Genomic DNA, 18,678 nt, shown 5'->3' on the forward strand with positions numbered 1-18,678 from the left:
CGGAGCTTAGTCCCGCAGCAGCTCGTTGATGCTGGTCTTGGAACGCGTGCGCTCGTCGACGCGCTTGACGATGACGGCGCAGGCGGTGCTCGGGCCGATATGGCCGTTCTTCATCGGCTTGCCGGGCAGCGCGCCGGGCACCACCACCGAATATTCGGGCACTTCGCCCATGAAGACCTCGCCGGTCTCGCGGTCGACGATCTTGGTCGAGGCGCCCAGGAACACGCCCATCGCCAGCACCGCGCCCTTGCGCACGATCACGCCTTCGGCGACCTCGCTGCGCGCGCCGATGAAGCAGTCGTCCTCGATGATGACGGGCTCGGCCTGCAGCGGCTCGAGCACGCCGCCGATGCCGGCGCCGCCGGAGATGTGCACGCGCTTGCCGATCTGCGCGCAGGAGCCGACGGTCGCCCAGGTGTCGACCATGGTGCTCTCATCGACGTAAGCGCCGAGATTGACGAAGGACGGCATCAGCACGACGTTCTTGGCGATGAAGGCCGAGCGGCGCACGATGGAGCCCGGGACGGCCCGGAAACCGGCATCGCGAAAACGGTTCTCGCCCCAGCCTTCGAACTTCGAGGGCACCTTGTCCCACCATGTCGCCTTGCCGGATCCGCCGGGGATGACAGCCATGTCGTTGAGGCGGAATGACAGCAGCACGGCCTTCTTCAGCCACTGGTTGACCTTCCACTTGCCGTCAGCGCCGCGCTCGGCAACGCGCGCCTCGCCCTTGTCCAGGATCTCCAGTGACTGGTCCACGGCCTCGCGCACCTCGCCCTTGGTCGAGGTCGAAATGCCGTCACGCGCGTCGAAGGCGCTGTTGATGGTGGATTCGAGGGCGGACAGGGACATCGGGATTTCCTCTGGAGAAGGCGTGGTTTCGCGTGAATTGGAGCGCTTTTTCGGGATTTGAGGGGCCGGAGTCAAGGCATAGTCCAACCGTCGTCCCGGCTCCCGTAGCCCGGATGGAGCGCAGCGTAATCCGGGAGAGCATCTCCGCGGCAAGAAACCCCGGATTACGCTTGCGCTCCATCCGGGCTACGGCTCACCGCGCAGCTTTGCCAAAAACCCACTCAGATCATCCGTAACATAGTCGACATGGGCGGCGTCCCGGCCTTCCAGTTCCCAATCCTCGCGCACCACCTCTTTCGTCCCATCCGGCACCACCAGCACGGTGGTCATGCCCAGCCGGTGCGGAACGGTGAGGTTGCGGGCGAGGTCCTCGAACATGGCGGCGCGTGTCGGATCGACCGCGTGATCGCTGAGGAATTTCCGATACGTCTGCTCGGCCGGCTTCGGCTCGAACCCGGCGGCGATGATGTCGAACACGCCGTCGAAATGGCCGGCAAAGCCGAGACGCGCCAGCACGGCATCGACATGGTCGACCGAGCCGTTGGTCAGGATCAGTTTTCGTCCCGGCAGACTTGCGATGGCTGCGCCGAGCGCCGGGTTCGGCTCCAGCGGCGAATGGTCGATCTTGTGGACATAGGCGAGGTAGTCGTCGGCGGAAACGCCGTGCAGGGTCATCATGCCGCGCATGGTGGTGCCGAAGCGCCGGTAATAGTCCTTCTGAATAGCCCGCGCTTCCTCCGGGCCGACGTTCAGCCAGTTGCAGACGAACTCCCCGATCCGCGCGTCGACCTGCTGCCACAGATTGACGTGATGCGGATAGAGCGTGTTGTCGAGGTCGAACACCCAGGTGTCGACGTGGTCGAATGTGCGGGGCGAAGTCATCAAAACCCTCTCGATCACGGCACCGCGAAGCGCAGCGTCTTGCCGCCGCTCGACATATCCACCGCGCCGAAGCCCGTCGCCGCGAATCCGCGCGCGCCGCAATCGGTCTGCTCATTGGTCTCGAACTTGGTCTCGCGCGTGCACAGCTGCCTGTCGCCGCCCCAGTTCAGCGGCCTGTCCTTCAGCTTGACGGCGCGGTTGTCGCCATCGATCGCTTCCGCGAAGCTGAAGATCTGCTTCGGCTGGCCGGTCACATCGGGGTGCAGGCACGTCTTGGGATCGATGCGATACCAGCCGCGGCTGGTGACGGACTTGCCGTCGTCGGTCGCGATCGCCGCCATCACTTTGTGCGGCGTGTCGTTGCACCAGGTGAGGCCGGTCGCAGACGGCGTCTGCACCGCATCGACCATGGTCTTGAAGAAGTTTTGCGAGCCCACGATGTCCGACGGCAATCCGCGGCTTTTCAGGAACGCGGCCAGCGCGCCCTGCGTCTTCGGCCCGTCGACGCCATCGATCGGCGCGGCGTCGTAGCCTGCGATCACCAGCAGGCGCTGGATGCCGGCGAGGCGGGCCTGCTCGTCGTCATATTCGGAATCCTCGGCGAGATAGGCCGTGAGGTTGCCGTCCGCTGCTTGCGTCGGCGTCACTTGCGTGAACGCGACTTGCGTCTGGCCGCTGCGGCACTGCCGTGCCGCCGCGATGACGAAATTGTCCTGCGCCACGCACAGCATGTCGCGGCCGTTCTGCGGGATCGGGGAGGCGCCATAGACGCCGAGCGCGCGGGCGTTGAGGAGGATGCGGTCGGCCGTCAGCGTGCCCTGCACCACCACGCGGCAGGTGGCGGGATCGATCCTGAACCAGCCCCGCGTCGCGGTCGCCGCCTTGTCGTCGATGCCGATCGCGGCTTCGACGACATAGGACATCCGGTTGCAGATCTTGAGGTCGGCGAAAGCGGGAGCGGAGGAGAAGAAGAACGAGACCGCTGCGGCCGGCAGCGTCATCAGGAAACGCGTCAGGACAGAGCGGCGAGGCCGCCGCTCTCCCAGCTCTGTTCCTCGCCGCTCCTGCATCACTTGTGGATCAGCGTGCCCGTGCCCTGGTTGGTGAAGAGCTCGAGCAGCACCGCATGCTGCATCTTGCCGTCGATGATGACGACGCCCTCGACGCCCTGCTCCAGCGCGTAGATGCAGGTCTCGACCTTCGGGATCATGCCGCCGGAGATGGTGCCGTCGGCGATCAGCTTTCGCGCGTCCTTCACCGAGAGCTGAGGAATCAGCTTCTTCGACTTGTCGAGCACGCCGGGCACGTCGGTAAGCAGCAACAGGCGCTTGGCCTTCAGCGCGCCGGCGACAGCCCCTGCAAAGGTGTCGGCGTTGACGTTCAGCGTCTGGCCTTCCTTGGACGTCGCGAGCGGCGCCAGCACCGGGATCAGTTCGTAGCCGATCAGCTGGTTGAGCAGCGTGAGGTCGACCTTCTCGGGATCGCCGACGAAGCCGAGATCGACCGCCTTCTCGATATGCGAGTCCGGATCGATGATGGTCCGCGTCGTCTTCGACGCTTTCACCATATTGCCGTCCTTGCCCGACAGCCCGACGGCCTTGCCGCCGGCCTCGTTGATGTAGCCGACGATCTGCTTGTTGACGGAGCCGGCGAGCACCATCTCGACGATCTCGATGGTCGCGGCATCGGTGATGCGCAGGCCGGCGGCGAATTCCGAGACGATGCCGAGGCGCTTGAGCATGGTCGCGATCTGCGGTCCGCCGCCATGCACCACGACGGGATTGATCGCAGTCTGCTCGAGCAGCACGATGTCGCGGGCAAAGTTCTTCGCGGTCTCCTCGTCGCCCATGGCATGGCCGCCATATTTGATGACGATGGTTTCCTCGTCATACTGCTGCATGTGCGGCAGCGCTTCCGACAGGATGCGGGCCTGGTCGAGCGGGGAGATGTCGGTCATGTCGCGGTCTCGCTGGCGGGTCTAACGCGGCTGCGTTCTATCCGATTGGCGGGGGCAGCGCAAAGTGTGGCTGATATGTAGCCCGGATGGAGCGAAGCGAAATCCGGGATTCTCACCGCGGGCACCGGCCCCGGATTGCGCTTCGCTCCATCCGGGCTACGAGGTCAGCGCTTCGCCACCACCGCCGCCAGCGTCACCGCCAGCCAGCCCAAAATCATCACCGTCCCACCCGTCGGCGCCGCGTACGGAAACAGCGAATGCCCGGCATATTGCCGCAAGCTGAGGTCGCCGGCGAACAGCGCGGCGCCGATCGCCAGGCCGGATGCACCAACGAGGCCAATTCCGCCGTGCAGAAGGCCGCGCGCGAGCAGGGCGACGGTCGCAAGTATGGCAGTTGCATGAAACAGCAGCATCGCGCTGGCGGAGGCCAGCCGGCTCGCATCGCCGCCATGCGCCGAGGCGGCGGCCAGTGCGACGCCGGCGGCGCCCATCAAACCGGCAAGCCCGATCAGCAGGCGGTGCGCCGCCGTCACGAGGCCCGCTCCTCCAGCAGCTTCGCCATTGCGGCGCGCAAGCTCTCCATGCCGGTCGAACTGCGTGACGATGTCGCGAGCACGTTCGGGAACGCGGCCGGATGCTTGGCCAGCGCGGCCTCGCTCTCGGCGATACGCGATTGCAACTCGGAGGCCTTCACCTGGTCGGCCTTGGTCAGCACGATCTGGTAGCTGACCGCGGAGCGGTCGAGCGTCTTCAGGACTTCGAGATCGACGTCCTTGATGCCGTGCCGCGCGTCGATCAGGACGTAGACGCGCGCGAGTGAGGCACGTCCCAGCAGGAATTTGTGGATCAACTCGGTCCAGGACGCGACCTGGCTCTTGGGCGCCTTGGCATAGCCGTAACCGGGCATGTCGACGAGGCGCAGGTCGGTCTTCCCTGGGACCTCGAAGAAGATCAGTTCCTGGGTGCGGCCGGGCGTATGCGAGGTGCGCGCCAGCGCATTGCGGCCGGTGAGCGCGTTGATCAGGCTCGACTTGCCGACATTGGAGCGTCCGGCAAAGGCGACCTCCAGCCCCGCCATCGGCGGCAGCGTCTGGATCGAGGGCGAGGCCCAGATGAACTGCCAGTCGCGGGCAAACAGCTTTCGCCCAGCCTCGATCAGCTTCGCATCTTTGTCGTCGGTCATGCGAAGCTCATTTGTTTCCACACGTCGTTGCGAGCGAAGCGAAGCAATCCAGACTTTCTCCGCGGAAGCAGTCTGGATTGCTTCGTCGCTTCGCTTCTCGCAATGACGGGCGCTACGTCGCCTTCCTCGCGAACGTCGCCTTGAGATTGTCGAACAGCTCCACCTTCACGCCGTTGCGGCGCATGATGTAGCTCTGTTGCAGAACCGAGAGCGCGTTGTTCCAGGCCCAGTAGATCACGAGGCCCGCCGGGAAGCCCGCCAACATGAAGGTGAAGATCAGCGGCATCCAGTTGAAGATGATCTGCTGCGTCGGATCCGGCGGCGTCGGGTTCAGCTTCATCTGGAACCACATCGTGATGCCCATGATGATCGGCCAGATGCCGAGCGCGAGATAGTGGCCGAACACCGGAATCGTGGTCGGATCGAACGGGATCAGCCCGAACAGGTTGAACAGATTGGTCGGATCCGGCGCGGAGAGGTCCTTGATCCAGCCGTAGAACGGCGCGTGCCGCATCTCGATGGTGACGAACAGCACCTTGTAGAGCGAGAAGAACACCGGGATCTGGATCACCACGGGAAGACAGCCGGCGACCGGATTGATCTTCTCCTTGCGATAGATCTCCATCATCTCCTGCTGCTGCTTCACCTTGTCGTCGGGGTAGCGCTCCTTGAGCGCCTGAAGCTGCGGCTGGATCGACTTCATCTTCGCCATCGAGGCGTAGGACTTGTTCGCCAAGGGGAAGAACAGCAGCTTCACGATCACGGTCACGAGCAGGATCGAGATGCCGAAATTGCCGAAGAAGCGGAAGAAGAAGTCGAGGCCGAGGAACATCGGCTTGGTGATGAAGTAGAACCAGCCCCAGTCGATCAACAGATCGAAATGGTTGAGGCCGAGCTCCTTGTTGTAGCCGCCGTGACCTGCGAGCGGGAAATTGATGCCGACGACGCCGGCTTCCTTGGCGCCGGCGAACAGGCGCGCATTCGCGGTCGCGGAGCCGCCGATCGCGACGGTGACGGGATCGAGCAGGTAGTCGGTCTGATAGGTGTGGACGTTGCCGACCGGGTTGGACGAGAACCTCGCCTGCAGCCGCGCACCGGTGTCGGGCAGCAGTGCCGAGGCCCAGTACTTGTCGGTGATGCCGAGCCATCCGTTGGTGACGTTGTTGAAGTTCACCTGCTTGGATTCGTCGACCTTCTTGTAGGCGTATTCCTGCAAGCCTTGATCGCCGAGATAGCCGATCAGGCCCTCATGCAGAATGTAGTAGCCGGAGACCTGGGGCGCGCCGTGGCGCGAGATCAGCGCGAACGGATAGAGCGTGACAGGCGCATTGCCGACATTGCTCACCTCATCCTTGATGGTGAAGAGATAATGGTCGTCGACTGCAATGGTGCGGCGGAAGGTGAGGCCGTCGCCATTTTCCCATTTCAGCACCACCGGCGTCGTCGGCGTCAGGCTGCCGCTGCCCTCCTGCTGCCAGACGGTCTGCGTGTCCGGCATCTTCGCCGTCACGCCCGTCGCCGCGACCCAGCCGAACTCGGCGTAATAGGGTTCAGCGGTGCCCGAGGGCGAATAGAGGATGATCGGCGGTGACTTCGGGTCGACCGTTTCGCGGAATTGCACCAGCGCGAGGTCGTCGATGCGGCCGCCCTTCAAGGAGATGCTGCCGGCGATCCGCGGCGTGTCGATCTTCACGCGCGGACCGGCTGCGATCGCGGCATCGCGCGCAACGACCGGCTGAGCCTGCTGGCTCGCGCCCGGCGTTGCCGGCTGAGCCGCGTTGCCCGGCTGCGGCGCGCTGCCCGGCGTCGCCGATGCGGTCGGCTGCGGCGTGCCCTTCTGGAGCTCGGCCTGGGTCTGCTGCTGGGCGCGCTGCTTCTCCATCGCCGGCACATTGTAGAAATACTGCCAGGCGATCAGCACCAGCCCGGAGAGAATGACGGCAAGGATGGTATTGCGATTGTCGGTCATCACTATTGTCTCGTCATCAATCCGGTTTGCGGCTGGTCGCTGCGGCGTGGCCTGGCCTTTGGCCGCGCACTTTGTGCGTATGACGCGCGGGCTTCGTGAACGCTATGCGCAGATCGTCGAGCATGGTCGCGAAGGGGCGCGTGAGCGCGTCCCTTCTGCCGACCAGCACATAATCATGATGGGGCTGCATCGACACCGGATCGAGCCGCTTCACCAGTTCGCGAAGCCGGCGCCGGATGCGATTGCGCGCGGGGGCGTTGCCGTTCTTTTTGGTAACGGTGAAGCCGATCCGGATCGGGCCGCCGTCATCGCGGGAGCGGCTTTGCAGGACGAACGCGGGACTGTTCACCCGCGCGCCATTGGCAACGGCGAGGAAATCCGCCCGCTGCCTCAGCCGATCCATGATGAAATCCCGGAAAAGGGGGTCCGGCTCAGGCGCTCAGACGCTTGCGGCCGCGGGCACGGCGGGCGGCGAGAACCTTGCGGCCGCCGGCAGTGGCGAGACGGGCACGGAAGCCGTGACGGCGCTTGCGCACCAGTTTGCTGGGTTGATAAGTCCGCTTCACGGGTTTTTCTCCGCTGACCGGGCAATTTGCCTGTAGAATTGATGGTAAAGTCCGGAAGATGCGGCCCAAAACGGACCGTTTCCGGCCCTAAGAGAGCCGCTCCCGGTGTCGCACCGGGTCATCGCGGACAATTTGCGCGGCTTATAAGCGAGCGCCTTGTTTTCGTCAACGCCGCACAAGCGCACCTTTCCGGTGAATATCGCTGTTTGTGCGGGGTTTTTAACCCTTGAGGTAGCGACTCGCGATATCAGCGCTTACATCCCACCTTGGCAGATTAGCGATCCGTAATTTGACCCGACCGGGGTCGGGCCGCATCTTTCACACCGCCAATCCTTCACCCGCCAAAGGCAGCGAGGGCGAATTTCGTGGCAGCGACAGACCTCCAGCCGATCCAGGATCAGGATCAGCCGGACCCGCCGGCGATGCGTCCCCGCGGGACGCGCGGGCTTGGGCTGTCAGGCAAACTGCTGCTGCTCACCATTCCCCTGGTGATGATTGCGGCCATTCTGCTCTACGTGCCCGCCATTGCCAATTTCTGGGTCAACCGGCTGAACGACCGCGTCGCGGCGGCCAACACCGCGGCGCTGGTGCTGGATGCGGCGCCGCTCGGCATGGTCCCCGATTCGCTGTCGCGTCAGATCCTGAAAAGCATCAATGCCCGCGCCGTCGCCATCAAGATGGGCCAGCAGCGCCGGCTGCTCGCCAGCGACAACATTCCGGCCGCGATCGAGCATGACCTCGACCTGCGCGACATGACCGCCTGGGAGGCGATCACCGGCTCGTTCCGAATGATGCTGGAGACCGGCAACCAGGCCATCCGGATCGTCGGGCCCGGCGTCGGCAATGCCCAGTTCATCGAGATCGTGACCGACGAGCTGCCGCTGCGGCAGCAGATGTATCGTTTCTCCCGCAACCTCGTGGTGGTCGCGCTGATCATCGCGGCGCTGACCGCGGGGCTGGTCTATCTCGCGCTTCATTATCTCTTCGTGCGCCCGATGCGGCGGCTGACCGCGAGCCTGGTCGGCTTCCACGAGAACCCCGAAAGCTCCGCGGGCATCATCGTGCCGAGCCAGCGCAGCGACGAGATCGGGGTCGCCGAGCGCGAATTGTCGGACATGCAGCGCGATTTGATGTCGATGCTGAATCAAAAGAGCCGGCTTGCCGCCCTTGGCCTCGCGGTGTCCAAGATCAATCACGATCTGCGCAATCTGCTGGCTTCGGCCCAGCTTCTGTCGGATCAGCTCGCCAGCGTGCCGGATCCCCGGGTGCAGCGCTTTGCGCCGAAACTGGTGCGCTCGCTCGAGCGCGCCATCGCCTTCTGCCAATCGACGCTGTCCTACGGCCGCGCCCAGGAGGCCGCGCCGGACCGTCGCATGATCCTGATCGAGCCTGTCGTGCTGGAGGTCCGTGAGACCGCGGGCCTCGCCTCCGACGCCTCGATCGCCTGGGTCGCTGCGATCGAGCGCGGGCTTGCGATCGATGCCGATCCCGATCAGTTGTTCCGGGTGCTGCTCAATCTCGTTCGCAACGCCGCCCAGGCGTTGGAGAGTCATTCCTCCGGCGAGGGTGGCCCGCAGCAGATCCGGATCACCGGAAAACGCGAGGGCGCCGTGGCGATCATCGAAGTTTCCGACACCGGCCCCGGCGTGCCCCAGAAGACCCGGGATCACCTGTTCGAGGCGTTCCAGACCTCCGGCCGCCCCGGCGGCAGCGGCCTTGGCCTGGCCATTGCCGCCGAGTTGGTCCGCGCCCATGGCGGCGACATTCACCTGGTCGAGGGCACCATCGGCGCCACCTTCCGCATCGTCATCCCCGACCGCCCCGTGGAGCTGCTCTCCATCCGCAACGAGCGGCAGAGGGCGTAGGTCGGCCAGCGGCCGAGTTGAACGATGCGGTGATCTCCACGATATCCGTCATTCCAGGATGGACCGAAGGGCCAGGCCCGGAATCCATAACCCCGGCTGGTGGTTATGGATTCCAGGCTCGCGACTTCCCCGCGCCCCGGAATGACGATCGAGAGGCGGAAATGCCCCAAAATACCGCCGACGCAGACCTTGCCAATCGGGGAAAGAGCGGTTAGTCAGAGCGCTCTTTCGCACCCCCTCCGGCTTTGCCGGGGGCTGCTTGCGGGCCATGCCCGCGCTGTTTGCGAAAAACGCGCCCGTAGCTCAGCTGGATAGAGCATCAGACTACGAATCTGAGGGTCGGACGTTCGAATCGTTCCGGGCGCGCCATTCTTCGACGCCGGCCAGGCAACCCAACATCCGAGATCGCGGATCGGCCGCGCGCCGTCGGGAACCAGATGAAGATATCACAGGCATTCAAATTCGAGGCGGCGCATCGGCTGCCCAAGGTGCCCGAGACGCACCGATGCAGCCGGCTGCATGGTCATTCCTATCGGGTCGAGGTTCAGCTCGACGGACCGGTCGACCCCGGCACGGGCTTCGTCGTGGACTTTTTCGATCTCGAGTCGAGCTTCGCCGATATCGTGGGCGCGTTGGACCACCGATGCTTGAACGACGTCGAGGGGCTCGAGAACCCGACGGCCGAGAACATTGCGATCTGGATATGGGACCGGCTGGCATCGAGCCTGCGGCAAATCTCGGCGGTCCGCGTCTACGAAACGGCGGAGTGCTGGGCCGAATATCACGGGCGGTGACGTAGAGCATCAGGGTACGAATCTGAATGGTTCCGGGCTTGCCATTTCGATAGTAAGTTCGTCCCATGCCCAGTATCGATCGTCTGCTCTCCCGCCTCGTTCTATTCCTTGCAATCGCAGCCGCCCCGGTCCTTCCCGCAAGGGCGGCCGAGCCCTGCCCGTTCATCAGCGCCAAGGAGCTCGCCGGCGCGATGCCGGCGCTCAAATGGTCACTGATTTCAAATCAGGACGGTCGCGGCTGCATCTACCAGGCCGGGCGCGGCGACACGATGATGCTGTCCGTGTTCCGTAATCCCGACAAGGACCGCGCCAGGGAATTGTACGCGACCTTCGTCAAGACACTCGGCGAGCGCATGCCGCTCAACGCGGTGTCCGGGATCGGCGACGAAGGCCAGGGCGGAGCGAGCGCCGCCGGCGCAGAGCGGCAGGAGGCCTCGGTCGTCGCCTTGTCCGGCGATTACATTCTGCAGATCACCGTCTATCCGGCCGGCCGGCGTGCCGACGATGCGCTGCTCGGACCGCTCACCGAAGCCGCGCGAATTGCCGTCGCCAACGTGAGCAGGAGCAGCGAACGGTTCGGCAATTGCGAGTGGCTTGCGGCCGCGGACGCCGGCGGCTTTCTCGACAGCAGCACGCTGACGGTGCAGCGGACCGGCGCGGGCAGCTGCATGATGTTCGATCGCGAGGCCAATACCATGACGGTCGCGGTTATCGCGACCTCGCGCGACACCGCCATCGGCATGATGAAACGCGCAGGTCCCTGCAAGCATTTGGCGATACCCGAGCTCGGCAGTGAAGCGTTCGGCGAGCATTCCTGCACCAAGGGCAACGGCAACGCCGTCACCATCTATGTCTGGAAGAACGGCAAGCAGGCTTCGATCCTGTTCGCCCCGGTCAAGCCGCATCCGGAGTCCGGCTCGGTCGAACGCCTGAAGGCGGTCGCCGGGCGGGTTTATGGAAAGCTGTAACCGGAGCGGTCGGCGGCGTTTCCGCAATTGCCGACCGTCGTCGAGGCCGGTGCCCGGTGACGCCGCCGGGTCCTGCTAGGTCGCGCAGGGGGAGGAACGCTGGCGCAAGCTGATCAAAGCGAACATCGAGGTGTAATAAGCTGGGCGAGTCCGGCTAACATCCGCGACCGCCGAGCGGTCGCGGATGTCGTCCAACTACACCGTCAATCCACAAGCTCGCCGGATCGCGATCTGAACTGGCGAAGGCGGCAACGCGGGATCAAGCTCGCCTTTCGGCAGCAGCGGAGGCTGTGCCATGAAGCGCGGCCGTTTCCCTCGGTGGGGTTGCGCGGCATGAACGAGGAATGGGTGGCACAGATAGACGCTGCCTGCCGCACCGGTCGCGAGCTCGATCTCGCAATCTCCGGTCGACGCATAGTCATCGGCAGAGAGTTGCCGGAGCGTCGCGCCTGCCTCGCCATAAGGCAGTAGCTCCTGCGCGATAGTGGCATGCGAGCCTTTCCGGATCCGCGTGGGCGCATCATCGGCGCCGACATCCGAGAACAGGAAGAGCATTAGGAGCGCACGCCCGCTGCTTTTCACATTGACGCGCCATTTCATGAAATCCGCATTGGCGGTGCCAAAGCTCATGTCCACATGCCAGCCGTCATCACCGGGCGCTTCCTCTGACCGGAAGCGGATCGGAAAGGTTCCAAGGCCCGTGGGCGCGAGCCAGCGCCCTTCGCCGACGAGTTGATCGTAGGCGTGGTGCAGGGGCGGCGCGTTCGCGGCTTTAATGAAAGGGGGCGAAGCCTTGAATCCCACCCGGACAACGGGTCGAGTCCAAAGTTGAGGTTGGTCCGGTGACAGGCCGATATCCGCCCATAGTTCGTCCCTGCATTGCTTTGCAAGCTGAGCGCTGAAGGCGTTCTCGATCTTGACGAAGCCGTCGTCGATAAAGTTCTGGACCTGACGAGGCGTCAGGCCAGCCTGTTCGGTCTGGGGCATTGCACATTCTCCGTTCGGCTACCGCATCAAGCGCAGCCGGTTTGATCTGATTGGCGCGGATGCGCCGCGACGACTTCGGCCGTTCAGATCAGCGGGAAGAATGTGGACATGAACATCATGGTGGGGCCGTATACCGCGGCAGACCGGGGAATCAAGACGCGCTGGGCGGCCTTGAGATCATGGCGAGTATGCCGCGTGTCGGCAGCCCTCTCGCGCCGCGAGGAGGCTGCCGCAGGCTCAAACGCGCCTCACGGGCAAGGGTGACGTAGACCATCGCGGCCCAGATAGGTCCCTGAGCCGGGGTCATAGGACCGATAGCGCTGCGCACAGTAGGAGGTGGCGTTGGCTTGAGCCTGGCTACTGGCGATTGCGCCGCCGATGATGGCGCCGGCCGCGAGGCCGCCAAGTACGGCTGCGCCGTTCCCACCGTGATGGTGCCCGTAATAGCCGTGCCGATGCCCATGTCCGTGCCAATGCCGGTACTGCACCTGCTGCACGCCTAAGTCAGGACCGGGATTCGCGATCGGCAGAGGCGCTGCCAGCACCGGTGAAGCAGCCGCCGAGAGCATCGCTCCAGCGGCCGCGAGGGTGACGAAGGTTCTACGCAGTGTCATGTCCGGCTCCATGTTGTTGAGGATGCCGGAGCAACGACGGCTTGCCCGCTCCGTTCCGTCAACGCCGGACGAGCGTCAGAGGGTCGCAGAAAATGAACTGTTGGTAAGGATACAAGGCGAAGATGCAGCTACCTGTCCTCGCCATCCCGCCGGCGGAAGGGATCGGCGACATCATCGTGACCGCTGCGGCTACTGAAGAACATCAAGGCCATCAGCCCGCAGCCGATGAGCAGCGAGAAGAAACTTCCGAGGCCAAGCGCGATCCAGCCATGCTTGCCCATTTCGACCCCGCTGCTGGCTCCCCAGACCGAGAAAGCCCAGACGCCGGTGAGGATCAGCATGGCTCCGAGAGCGACCAACAGGGCGATCTGGCCGGCACTGATGTTCTTCATGACGGTTCTCGCTGTCGTTGCCTGACGAGAGTCAATTGCAAAGAGAGAGGAGACGTTCCTGTCACGACGCCAGCCTCTGCGTGGCTCGCCTGAATTCGGTTGCCGAAAAGACGCCTTTCCGGCGAGAAGCCCTCATTCGGAGACGGCGAGAACGGTCAGTCCCCTGGTGCGGGTGTCGGGCGTCTCGAATTCGATCCGCTGTCCCACCGAGAGGCCGATCAGCGCCGCTCCGACAGGCGTCAGGAGCGAGATCCGGTTGAGCTCGATGTTCGCCTCGTGCGGATAGACCAGCACGATCTCCCGGCTCGCACCCGTCACGTCATCGCGATAGGTCACTTTCGACCCCATCCTGATCACGCCGCGCAAGTCGTTCTCTTCCGTAACCGTCGCACGTTCCAGTTCTCGAGCCAGAAACTGGGCGACATGCGGAAATAGTTCCATGGTTGAATTTGCCAGCGAGCTGAGGCGCCGCGACTCGTCTTCCGTGATCTTGATCGGCGGCAGCGCCGGCTGTTCTCGCCGAGTCGTGGTTTCGAAGTTGCGCATTTGAATTCTCCTATGCTGCAGTTGGTCCGGGGTCGTCATCGAACGGCTTGCCTCGGGGCGCCCGGAAGAGAGGGACGACGTTTGGGCTTGATTGGGTCACGTGCTGAACCCTGACGACGTTCAGGCAGCCGGCAACGAAGTATGGCATCTGATCGCCGACCTGCAGTCCGATCAAAGCCGCACCCAAAGGTGTCAGGACCGAAAGGCTGTCGGGATTCGACCAGCACTCTTCGGGCCAGACCAATTGCACGGTGCGACGCGGAACGCCCCAATTCGTGCAACAGGTGACCCATGATCCCACGGTCACGAGCGAACGGAGATCGTTCCCTTCGTCGGGCACGATGTCGGCGCGGTTGATCTCACTTATGAGGAAGATCCCGTCCAGGTCGCCTTTCTGCGCGGCACGGCGGGCAAGCTGTTCCAGCCGCGGATAGTCCGATGCGGTGAGCGCGATTTTTGGAAGAGGCAGCACGGCACACTCCTTCTGCTTCAATACGACCTCTCGGGTGGAGGTCACGAAAGCTGGAAAAGAGCCCGGACGGCGCAAGCACCGTCCGGCTAACCGCCTGCTTGGAGGCGGCCGGCGTGGAGACTAAAACGCGCGGTGCGCGCATCTATGTCGACGACATATGCCATGACACTCTGAGTATAGTGATTGATTCCGCTGGGAACATTGCGGCGAAACCGCACAGTCGCGAGTGATTGAAACTTCGCGACGGGCCATGATGTAGCGGCCGATGCGAGCTTCGGCTTCCACGGCTCGGCTGCCAGCAGCGGAATCCACGCCGGCCGCTGACCACGCCGTCGCGAGATTCCCACATCATTGATCTGCAGCAATGATGATCTCGACCACCAATGCTAGAACGACTCGGAAGTCGCGACTCAAGGCTCATGGCCGGTCGCGACAATCGCAACGCGCATTGGAATCCGAGGGCTGAATGGGACGACTCCTGAATATCGTGACGCCACTGCATACGGCGACCAAGCGCGACTACATGGGCCGCATGAACGACGACAAGATCGGCTGCTCGCTGAAGGCGCGGGAATACGAGGCCGATTATTGGGATGGCGACCGCCGCTTCGGCTATGGCGGCTACCGCTTCATCGAGGGGCGCTGGGCGCCGGTCGCCAAGGCGCTGATCGAGACCTATGGTCTGAAGAATGGGTCCAGCGTGCTCGACGTCGGTTGCGGCAAGGGCTTTCTGCTGTACGAGATGCAGAAGATCCTGCCGGGTTTGAAGGTCGTCGGCTTCGACATCTCCAAGCATGGTCTCGAAAATGCGCACGAGCAGGTGAAGCCGTACCTCTTCAACTATCGTGCCCAGGACATCTATCCCTATGGCGACGACAGTTTCGATCTCGTCATCTCGCTCGGTACCCTGCACAATCTCCGATTGTATGAACTCGAGGCGGCGCTCAAGCAGGTCGAGAGGGTCGGCAAGAACAAATACGTCATGGTCGAGGGCTATCGGAACGTCACTGAGCTGCACAACCTCGAATGCTGGGCGCTGACGGCGGAGTCCATCCTGCACACGTCGGAATGGATCTGGCTGTACGGTAAGCTCGGCTACACCGGCGATTACGAATTCATCTATTTCGAGTGATCGGGCGCTCCTCATGGACATCAAGACTGCCAAGGCGGCCATTCTCGTCGAATCGGGCAAGCCGCTGATCGTCGACGAGTTCACGTTGCCGGATCGGCTCGAGCACGGCCAGGTGCTCGCGCACGTGCACACGTCGAGCATCTGCGGCGCGCAGATCAACGAGATCGACGCCGTCAAAGGCGTCGACAAGTTCCTGCCGCACCTCCTGGGACACGAAGCGCTGGCAACCATCGTCGAGACCGGGCCCGGTGTCGTCTCCTGCAAGCAGGGTGACACCGTCGTCATGCATTGGCGGCCGGGCAAGGGCATTCAGTCCAATACACCGGCCTATTCCTGGCGCGGCAAGCGCCTCAATGCGGGCTGGGTCACCACCTTCAACGACTACGCCGTGGTGTCCGAGAATCGCGTCACGCCCGTTCCGGCCTCGATCGACCGCACCAGCGCGCCGCTGCTCGGCTGCGCGGTGACGACCGCGCTCGGTGTCGTCAACAACGATGCGCAAATCGCCATCGGCGAGGCCGTCGTCGTGTTCGGCGTTGGCGGCGTCGGATTGAACATCGTGCAATTTGCCGCGATGGTGGGCGCCTATCCCGTCATTGCGATCGACCGCCTCGACAACAAGCTCGAGATGGCGAGGCAGTTCGGCGCCACCCACACCATCAACTCCGAAGCGGTCAAGGATGTGGCTGCCGAGGTTCGGTCGATCACGGGCACTGAGGGGCCCGACAAGGTCGTCGAAACCACCGGCGTCAAGAATCTGATCGAGCTCGCCTACGAGATCACGGCGAAGAATGGCCGCTGCATCCTCGTCGGCGTTCCCCGCGAGAAGGCCGAAATCTACACGCTGCCGCTCCACTTCGAGAAGGTGCTGAAGGGCTCGGAAGGCGGGCAATGCCAGCCGGCCCGCGATATCCCGCGTCTCGTTCGGCTGAGCGATGCCGGCAAGGTGAGCTACCGCGGGATCGTGACCCACGAGTTCGCGCTTGACGGCGTCAATGACGCGTTGGACCTGATGCGCAGCGGCACATCGGGCCGAATTCTGCTGAACATCAGCTGAGCGCGGCGACCAAGTCGCAAGCCTGGTCGAGGCCGCCGGCACCGCAAGTCCGGCGCGCAGACCATCCAAGCCGTTCTTTTCAACCAGAAAGGAGGCCGTTCGCAGGCCTTTCGGGGCATCTGCAATAGCGCCGCTGCTGCCCGCGTGGCCAGGCAGCGCGTCATGACGGCTTCGCGCCGGCCGTAACCGCCGGTTAACCATGGATATTTACGGTGTCGAAAGCCTCTGAACTGTGACTGTCAGTTGATTTCGAGTCGAGCCCATGGCGTTCGGTAGCCGCCCATCTCCGCGAAGCATCGCCCCGACGGAGCCAGCGGCTTCGTGGGAAGCGCCGCGGGCTGCGCGGACGAAACCCGATGGTGCCGCGCCGACCCTGATCAAGGGATCGCTGACCGTCTCCGGAGCCCTCTCTTTCCTGCGCGAGAACGGCCGGCGCATTCTGACGCTGGCATTGGCGCTATTCGCCCTCGGCGTCATCGTTCTCATGGTTCTGCCGGTCCGGTACGCGGCGACGGCGCTGGTCGTGCTCGATCCCCGGGAGCTGCGTGTCACCACGGAGCAGGACGTCTTGCCGGGCATCGGCCAGGACGCCGCGGCGCTTCAGAGCCAGATCGAGATCGCCAAATCGGACGGCTTTCTCCGCCCCCTGATCGAGCAGCTCAAGATCGCTGAAGACGATGATATCGCGGGTGGTCATACCGACATGACGCGCCTGCTCGAAAAATTCCGCAGCCGCCTCGAGATCACGCGCCGCGGGCTCACCTACGTCATTGCGGTTTCGTTCACCTCCAACCGCCCCGAGCGGGCCGCTTACTATGCCAACGCCATCGCCGAGGCGTTCGTCGCCAGCCAGGGCCGCGTCCGCACCGAGGCCACGGATGAGGCCGCCGATTGGCTCAAGGACCGGCTGAAGACATTGAACGAGCGCCTGCGCGCCTCGGAAGACGCCGTCGCCGCCTTCAGGCTCGAGCACAAGATCCTCAATGCCGGCAAGGATTCGACCACCCAGCAATTGCGGGTGACCGATCTCAATCAGCAGGTCTCCGCCGCACGTCTGCGCACCGAGGAAGCCAAGGCGCGCTACGAGCAGGTGCAGCGCGATCTCAAGGCCAATGTCGAAGGACCGGTGAAGCAGGACCTGCTGAGCATGCTGCGGGCGCAGCGCTCGACCCTGAATGACCAGATTGCGCAGAAGAAGGCCGTGTACGGCGAGCGCCATCCCGACCTCGCGATCTCCTACAGCCAGCTGGCCGACATCAACCGGCAGATCGAGGTCGAGCGGAAGAAGAACATTGATACCGCCAAGTCCGAATATGAAGCCCAGCTGGAGCAGCAGAACGCGCTGGAAAAGCAGCTCAAGGCGGTCGAGACGCAGATGCTGGTCGACGGGCAGGCGCTGGTGAAGCTGCAGGAGCTGCAGCGCGACGCCGACGCTAACAGGAATATCTACGAGCAGTTCCTGTCGCGGTTCAAGACCACCAACGAGCAGCGTCAGCTGCAGGCATCCCAGACCAAGATTGCTTCGCCCGCCATCCCGCCGCTGCGCTCGACGCGCCCGCCGCTCGCTTTGCTGCTGGCGGCGCTGGCGATCGGATCGCTGCTGACGTCGACCGCCGCAATTGCGGTGATGACGAGCATGTCCGACCAGTCTGCGCCCATCGAAGCTCCCGTGCATGCCGCGGCGGCGGACACGCAGGGTCGGCAAGTCCAGGCCCAAGTCCAGCCTCAAGTCCAGCCTCAAGTCCAACTTCCGGCCGCTGCCGTGGGTCGGCCCGAGACAATGCCGCGCCTTCCTGTCTGGGCCCGCATCCCCGATCTTTCATCTGGAGCCAACACCAACACTGTCTGGCAAAGACCGATTGCGGCCACGGCCGAGCTCGATCTCGGTGCCTATCTGCGGCCGCTGCTCGAGCGGATCGATCGCGTGCCGGTGCGCGGCTGCAAGGTCGCGCTCGTGTTGTCGGTCGGCAAGAGTGCCGGCGGCAACACCGTTGCGCGCTCCCTGAATCGCGCCGCCGTGACGCGCGGCATGATGAGCGTATTGATCCGGCTGCAGGGGGAATTCGCAGGTCACCAGCCTCCGGTGACCGAATGGAATGACGGCTCGACGACGGCGGGACTGCAGTCGATCGACGAGCTCCTCAGTGCCGGCCGAAAGGCGGATGCGAGTCCTGAGGACGATATTCGCTCGGAGTTCGATCTGATCATCGTCCATGCCGGCAATCTCGCCTTGCAGCCCGACGCCATCGCGCTGGCGGCGCACGCGGACCTCATCGTCCTGGTGGCGCGCGCCGGCGAGCTTGGCTCGGCGGCGATGCGCCGGGTGACCGCGGCGCTGTCGCGCTACGAGGCCGTGCCGACAGGTCTGGTCGTCAATCATGCGCCTGCAGGCTCGCAGGCGCCGCACCCCGAGGGTGACGCATTGGGCCTTGCGGTTTGACC

At 64.1% G+C, this 18,678-nt stretch carries 20 protein-coding genes and 1 tRNA gene; 7 read left to right on the plus strand and 14 right to left on the minus strand.

Annotated elements, in window-relative coordinates:
• Nucleotides 1–6: 6 nt before the first annotated feature.
• From dapD to rpmH, 9 genes are all read right to left on the minus strand, one after another.
• Nucleotides 7–852 carry a 2,3,4,5-tetrahydropyridine-2,6-dicarboxylate N-succinyltransferase gene (gene dapD / locus IVB26_RS02680; RefSeq protein WP_247970497.1) on the minus strand — a complete coding sequence of 282 codons (846 nt, stop codon included), beginning with the start codon at nucleotides 850–852 and terminating at the stop codon, nucleotides 7–9.
• A gap of 186 nt (nucleotides 853–1,038) precedes the next feature.
• The gene (locus tag IVB26_RS02685; protein ID WP_247970498.1) at nucleotides 1,039–1,734 is read right to left on the minus strand and encodes a pyrimidine 5'-nucleotidase; all 696 of its coding nucleotides are present in this window, start codon (nucleotides 1,732–1,734) and stop codon (nucleotides 1,039–1,041) included.
• Between the two features lie 14 nt (nucleotides 1,735–1,748).
• Nucleotides 1,749–2,735 carry a DUF1036 domain-containing protein gene (locus IVB26_RS02690; RefSeq protein WP_247970499.1) on the minus strand — a complete coding sequence of 329 codons (987 nt, stop codon included), beginning with the start codon at nucleotides 2,733–2,735 and terminating at the stop codon, nucleotides 1,749–1,751.
• A gap of 68 nt (nucleotides 2,736–2,803) precedes the next feature.
• On the minus strand, nucleotides 2,804–3,691 hold the full coding sequence (gene argB / locus IVB26_RS02695) for an acetylglutamate kinase (RefSeq protein WP_188103057.1): 888 nt from the start codon (nucleotides 3,689–3,691) through the stop codon (nucleotides 2,804–2,806).
• A 164-nt stretch (nucleotides 3,692–3,855) separates the two neighbouring features.
• Nucleotides 3,856–4,224 carry a DUF423 domain-containing protein gene (locus tag IVB26_RS02700; RefSeq protein ID WP_247970500.1) on the minus strand — a complete coding sequence of 123 codons (369 nt, stop codon included), beginning with the start codon at nucleotides 4,222–4,224 and terminating at the stop codon, nucleotides 3,856–3,858.
• Nucleotides 4,221–4,874, minus strand: coding sequence for a ribosome biogenesis GTP-binding protein YihA/YsxC (gene yihA, locus IVB26_RS02705; RefSeq protein WP_247970501.1), 654 nt, complete (start codon nucleotides 4,872–4,874; stop codon nucleotides 4,221–4,223). Before yihA ends, IVB26_RS02700 begins: the two co-directional genes overlap by 4 nt.
• Nucleotides 4,875–4,986: 112 nt before the next feature.
• Nucleotides 4,987–6,843 (minus strand): membrane protein insertase YidC, encoded by a 1,857-nt coding sequence (yidC, locus tag IVB26_RS02710; protein ID WP_247970502.1) that lies wholly within the window; start codon nucleotides 6,841–6,843, stop codon nucleotides 4,987–4,989.
• 16 nt (nucleotides 6,844–6,859) lie between these two features.
• The gene (gene rnpA, locus IVB26_RS02715; protein ID WP_247970503.1) at nucleotides 6,860–7,246 is read right to left on the minus strand and encodes a ribonuclease P protein component; all 387 of its coding nucleotides are present in this window, start codon (nucleotides 7,244–7,246) and stop codon (nucleotides 6,860–6,862) included.
• 28 nt (nucleotides 7,247–7,274) lie between these two features.
• A complete protein-coding gene (gene rpmH / locus IVB26_RS02720; RefSeq protein WP_008542748.1) occupies nucleotides 7,275–7,409 on the minus strand; it encodes a 50S ribosomal protein L34 in 135 nt (44 codons plus the stop codon).
• Between the two features lie 365 nt (nucleotides 7,410–7,774).
• Here rpmH and IVB26_RS02725 point away from each other — a divergent pair, with 365 nt between their 5' ends.
• The 4 genes from IVB26_RS02725 to IVB26_RS02740 all read left to right on the plus strand — a co-directional run bounded on the left by IVB26_RS02725 (nucleotide 7,775) and on the right by IVB26_RS02740 (nucleotide 11,036).
• Nucleotides 7,775–9,274, plus strand: a complete 1,500-nt coding sequence (locus IVB26_RS02725) for an ATP-binding protein (RefSeq protein ID WP_458309308.1) — start codon at nucleotides 7,775–7,777, stop codon at nucleotides 9,272–9,274.
• A 292-nt stretch (nucleotides 9,275–9,566) separates the two neighbouring features.
• A tRNA-Arg gene (locus IVB26_RS02730) sits at nucleotides 9,567–9,643 on the plus strand.
• A 68-nt stretch (nucleotides 9,644–9,711) separates the two neighbouring features.
• Complete coding sequence (gene queD, locus IVB26_RS02735) at nucleotides 9,712–10,068, plus strand: 6-carboxytetrahydropterin synthase QueD (protein WP_247970504.1); 357 nt, start codon at nucleotides 9,712–9,714, stop codon at nucleotides 10,066–10,068.
• Nucleotides 10,069–10,133: 65 nt separating this feature from the next.
• Nucleotides 10,134–11,036, plus strand: coding sequence for a hypothetical protein (locus tag IVB26_RS02740; RefSeq protein ID WP_247970505.1), 903 nt, complete (start codon nucleotides 10,134–10,136; stop codon nucleotides 11,034–11,036).
• Between the two features lie 195 nt (nucleotides 11,037–11,231).
• Here IVB26_RS02740 and IVB26_RS02745 read toward each other — a convergent pair whose 3' ends face one another.
• The 5 genes from IVB26_RS02745 to IVB26_RS02765 form a co-directional block, all read right to left on the minus strand.
• Complete coding sequence (locus IVB26_RS02745) at nucleotides 11,232–12,023, minus strand: phytanoyl-CoA dioxygenase family protein (RefSeq protein WP_247970506.1); 792 nt, start codon at nucleotides 12,021–12,023, stop codon at nucleotides 11,232–11,234.
• Between the two features lie 248 nt (nucleotides 12,024–12,271).
• Nucleotides 12,272–12,637, minus strand: coding sequence for a BA14K family protein (locus IVB26_RS02750; RefSeq protein WP_247970507.1), 366 nt, complete (start codon nucleotides 12,635–12,637; stop codon nucleotides 12,272–12,274).
• A 128-nt stretch (nucleotides 12,638–12,765) separates the two neighbouring features.
• Nucleotides 12,766–13,029: a hypothetical protein gene (locus IVB26_RS02755; protein ID WP_246921983.1), complete on the minus strand. Its 264-nt coding sequence runs from the start codon at nucleotides 13,027–13,029 to the stop codon at nucleotides 12,766–12,768.
• A gap of 132 nt (nucleotides 13,030–13,161) precedes the next feature.
• Nucleotides 13,162–13,575, minus strand: a complete 414-nt coding sequence (gene rnk / locus IVB26_RS02760; protein ID WP_247970508.1) for a nucleoside diphosphate kinase regulator — start codon at nucleotides 13,573–13,575, stop codon at nucleotides 13,162–13,164.
• A gap of 10 nt (nucleotides 13,576–13,585) precedes the next feature.
• Nucleotides 13,586–14,068, minus strand: a complete 483-nt coding sequence (locus tag IVB26_RS02765) for a GreA/GreB family elongation factor (protein ID WP_247970509.1) — start codon at nucleotides 14,066–14,068, stop codon at nucleotides 13,586–13,588.
• 445 nt (nucleotides 14,069–14,513) lie between these two features.
• Between IVB26_RS02765 and IVB26_RS02770 the strand changes: the two genes are divergently transcribed.
• From IVB26_RS02770 to IVB26_RS02780, 3 genes are all read left to right on the plus strand, one after another.
• Complete coding sequence (locus IVB26_RS02770; protein WP_247970510.1) at nucleotides 14,514–15,179, plus strand: class I SAM-dependent methyltransferase; 666 nt, start codon at nucleotides 14,514–14,516, stop codon at nucleotides 15,177–15,179.
• Nucleotides 15,180–15,192: 13 nt separating this feature from the next.
• Nucleotides 15,193–16,236, plus strand: coding sequence for a zinc-binding dehydrogenase (locus tag IVB26_RS02775; RefSeq protein ID WP_247970511.1), 1,044 nt, complete (start codon nucleotides 15,193–15,195; stop codon nucleotides 16,234–16,236).
• 262 nt (nucleotides 16,237–16,498) lie between these two features.
• On the plus strand, nucleotides 16,499–18,676 hold the full coding sequence (locus IVB26_RS02780) for a GumC family protein (protein WP_247970512.1): 2,178 nt from the start codon (nucleotides 16,499–16,501) through the stop codon (nucleotides 18,674–18,676).
• Nucleotides 18,677–18,678 lie beyond the last annotated feature (2 nt).

It is taken from the genome of Bradyrhizobium sp. 195 (assembly GCF_023101665.1).
In the GTDB taxonomy this organism is placed as follows: Bacteria; Pseudomonadota; Alphaproteobacteria; order Rhizobiales; family Xanthobacteraceae; genus Bradyrhizobium.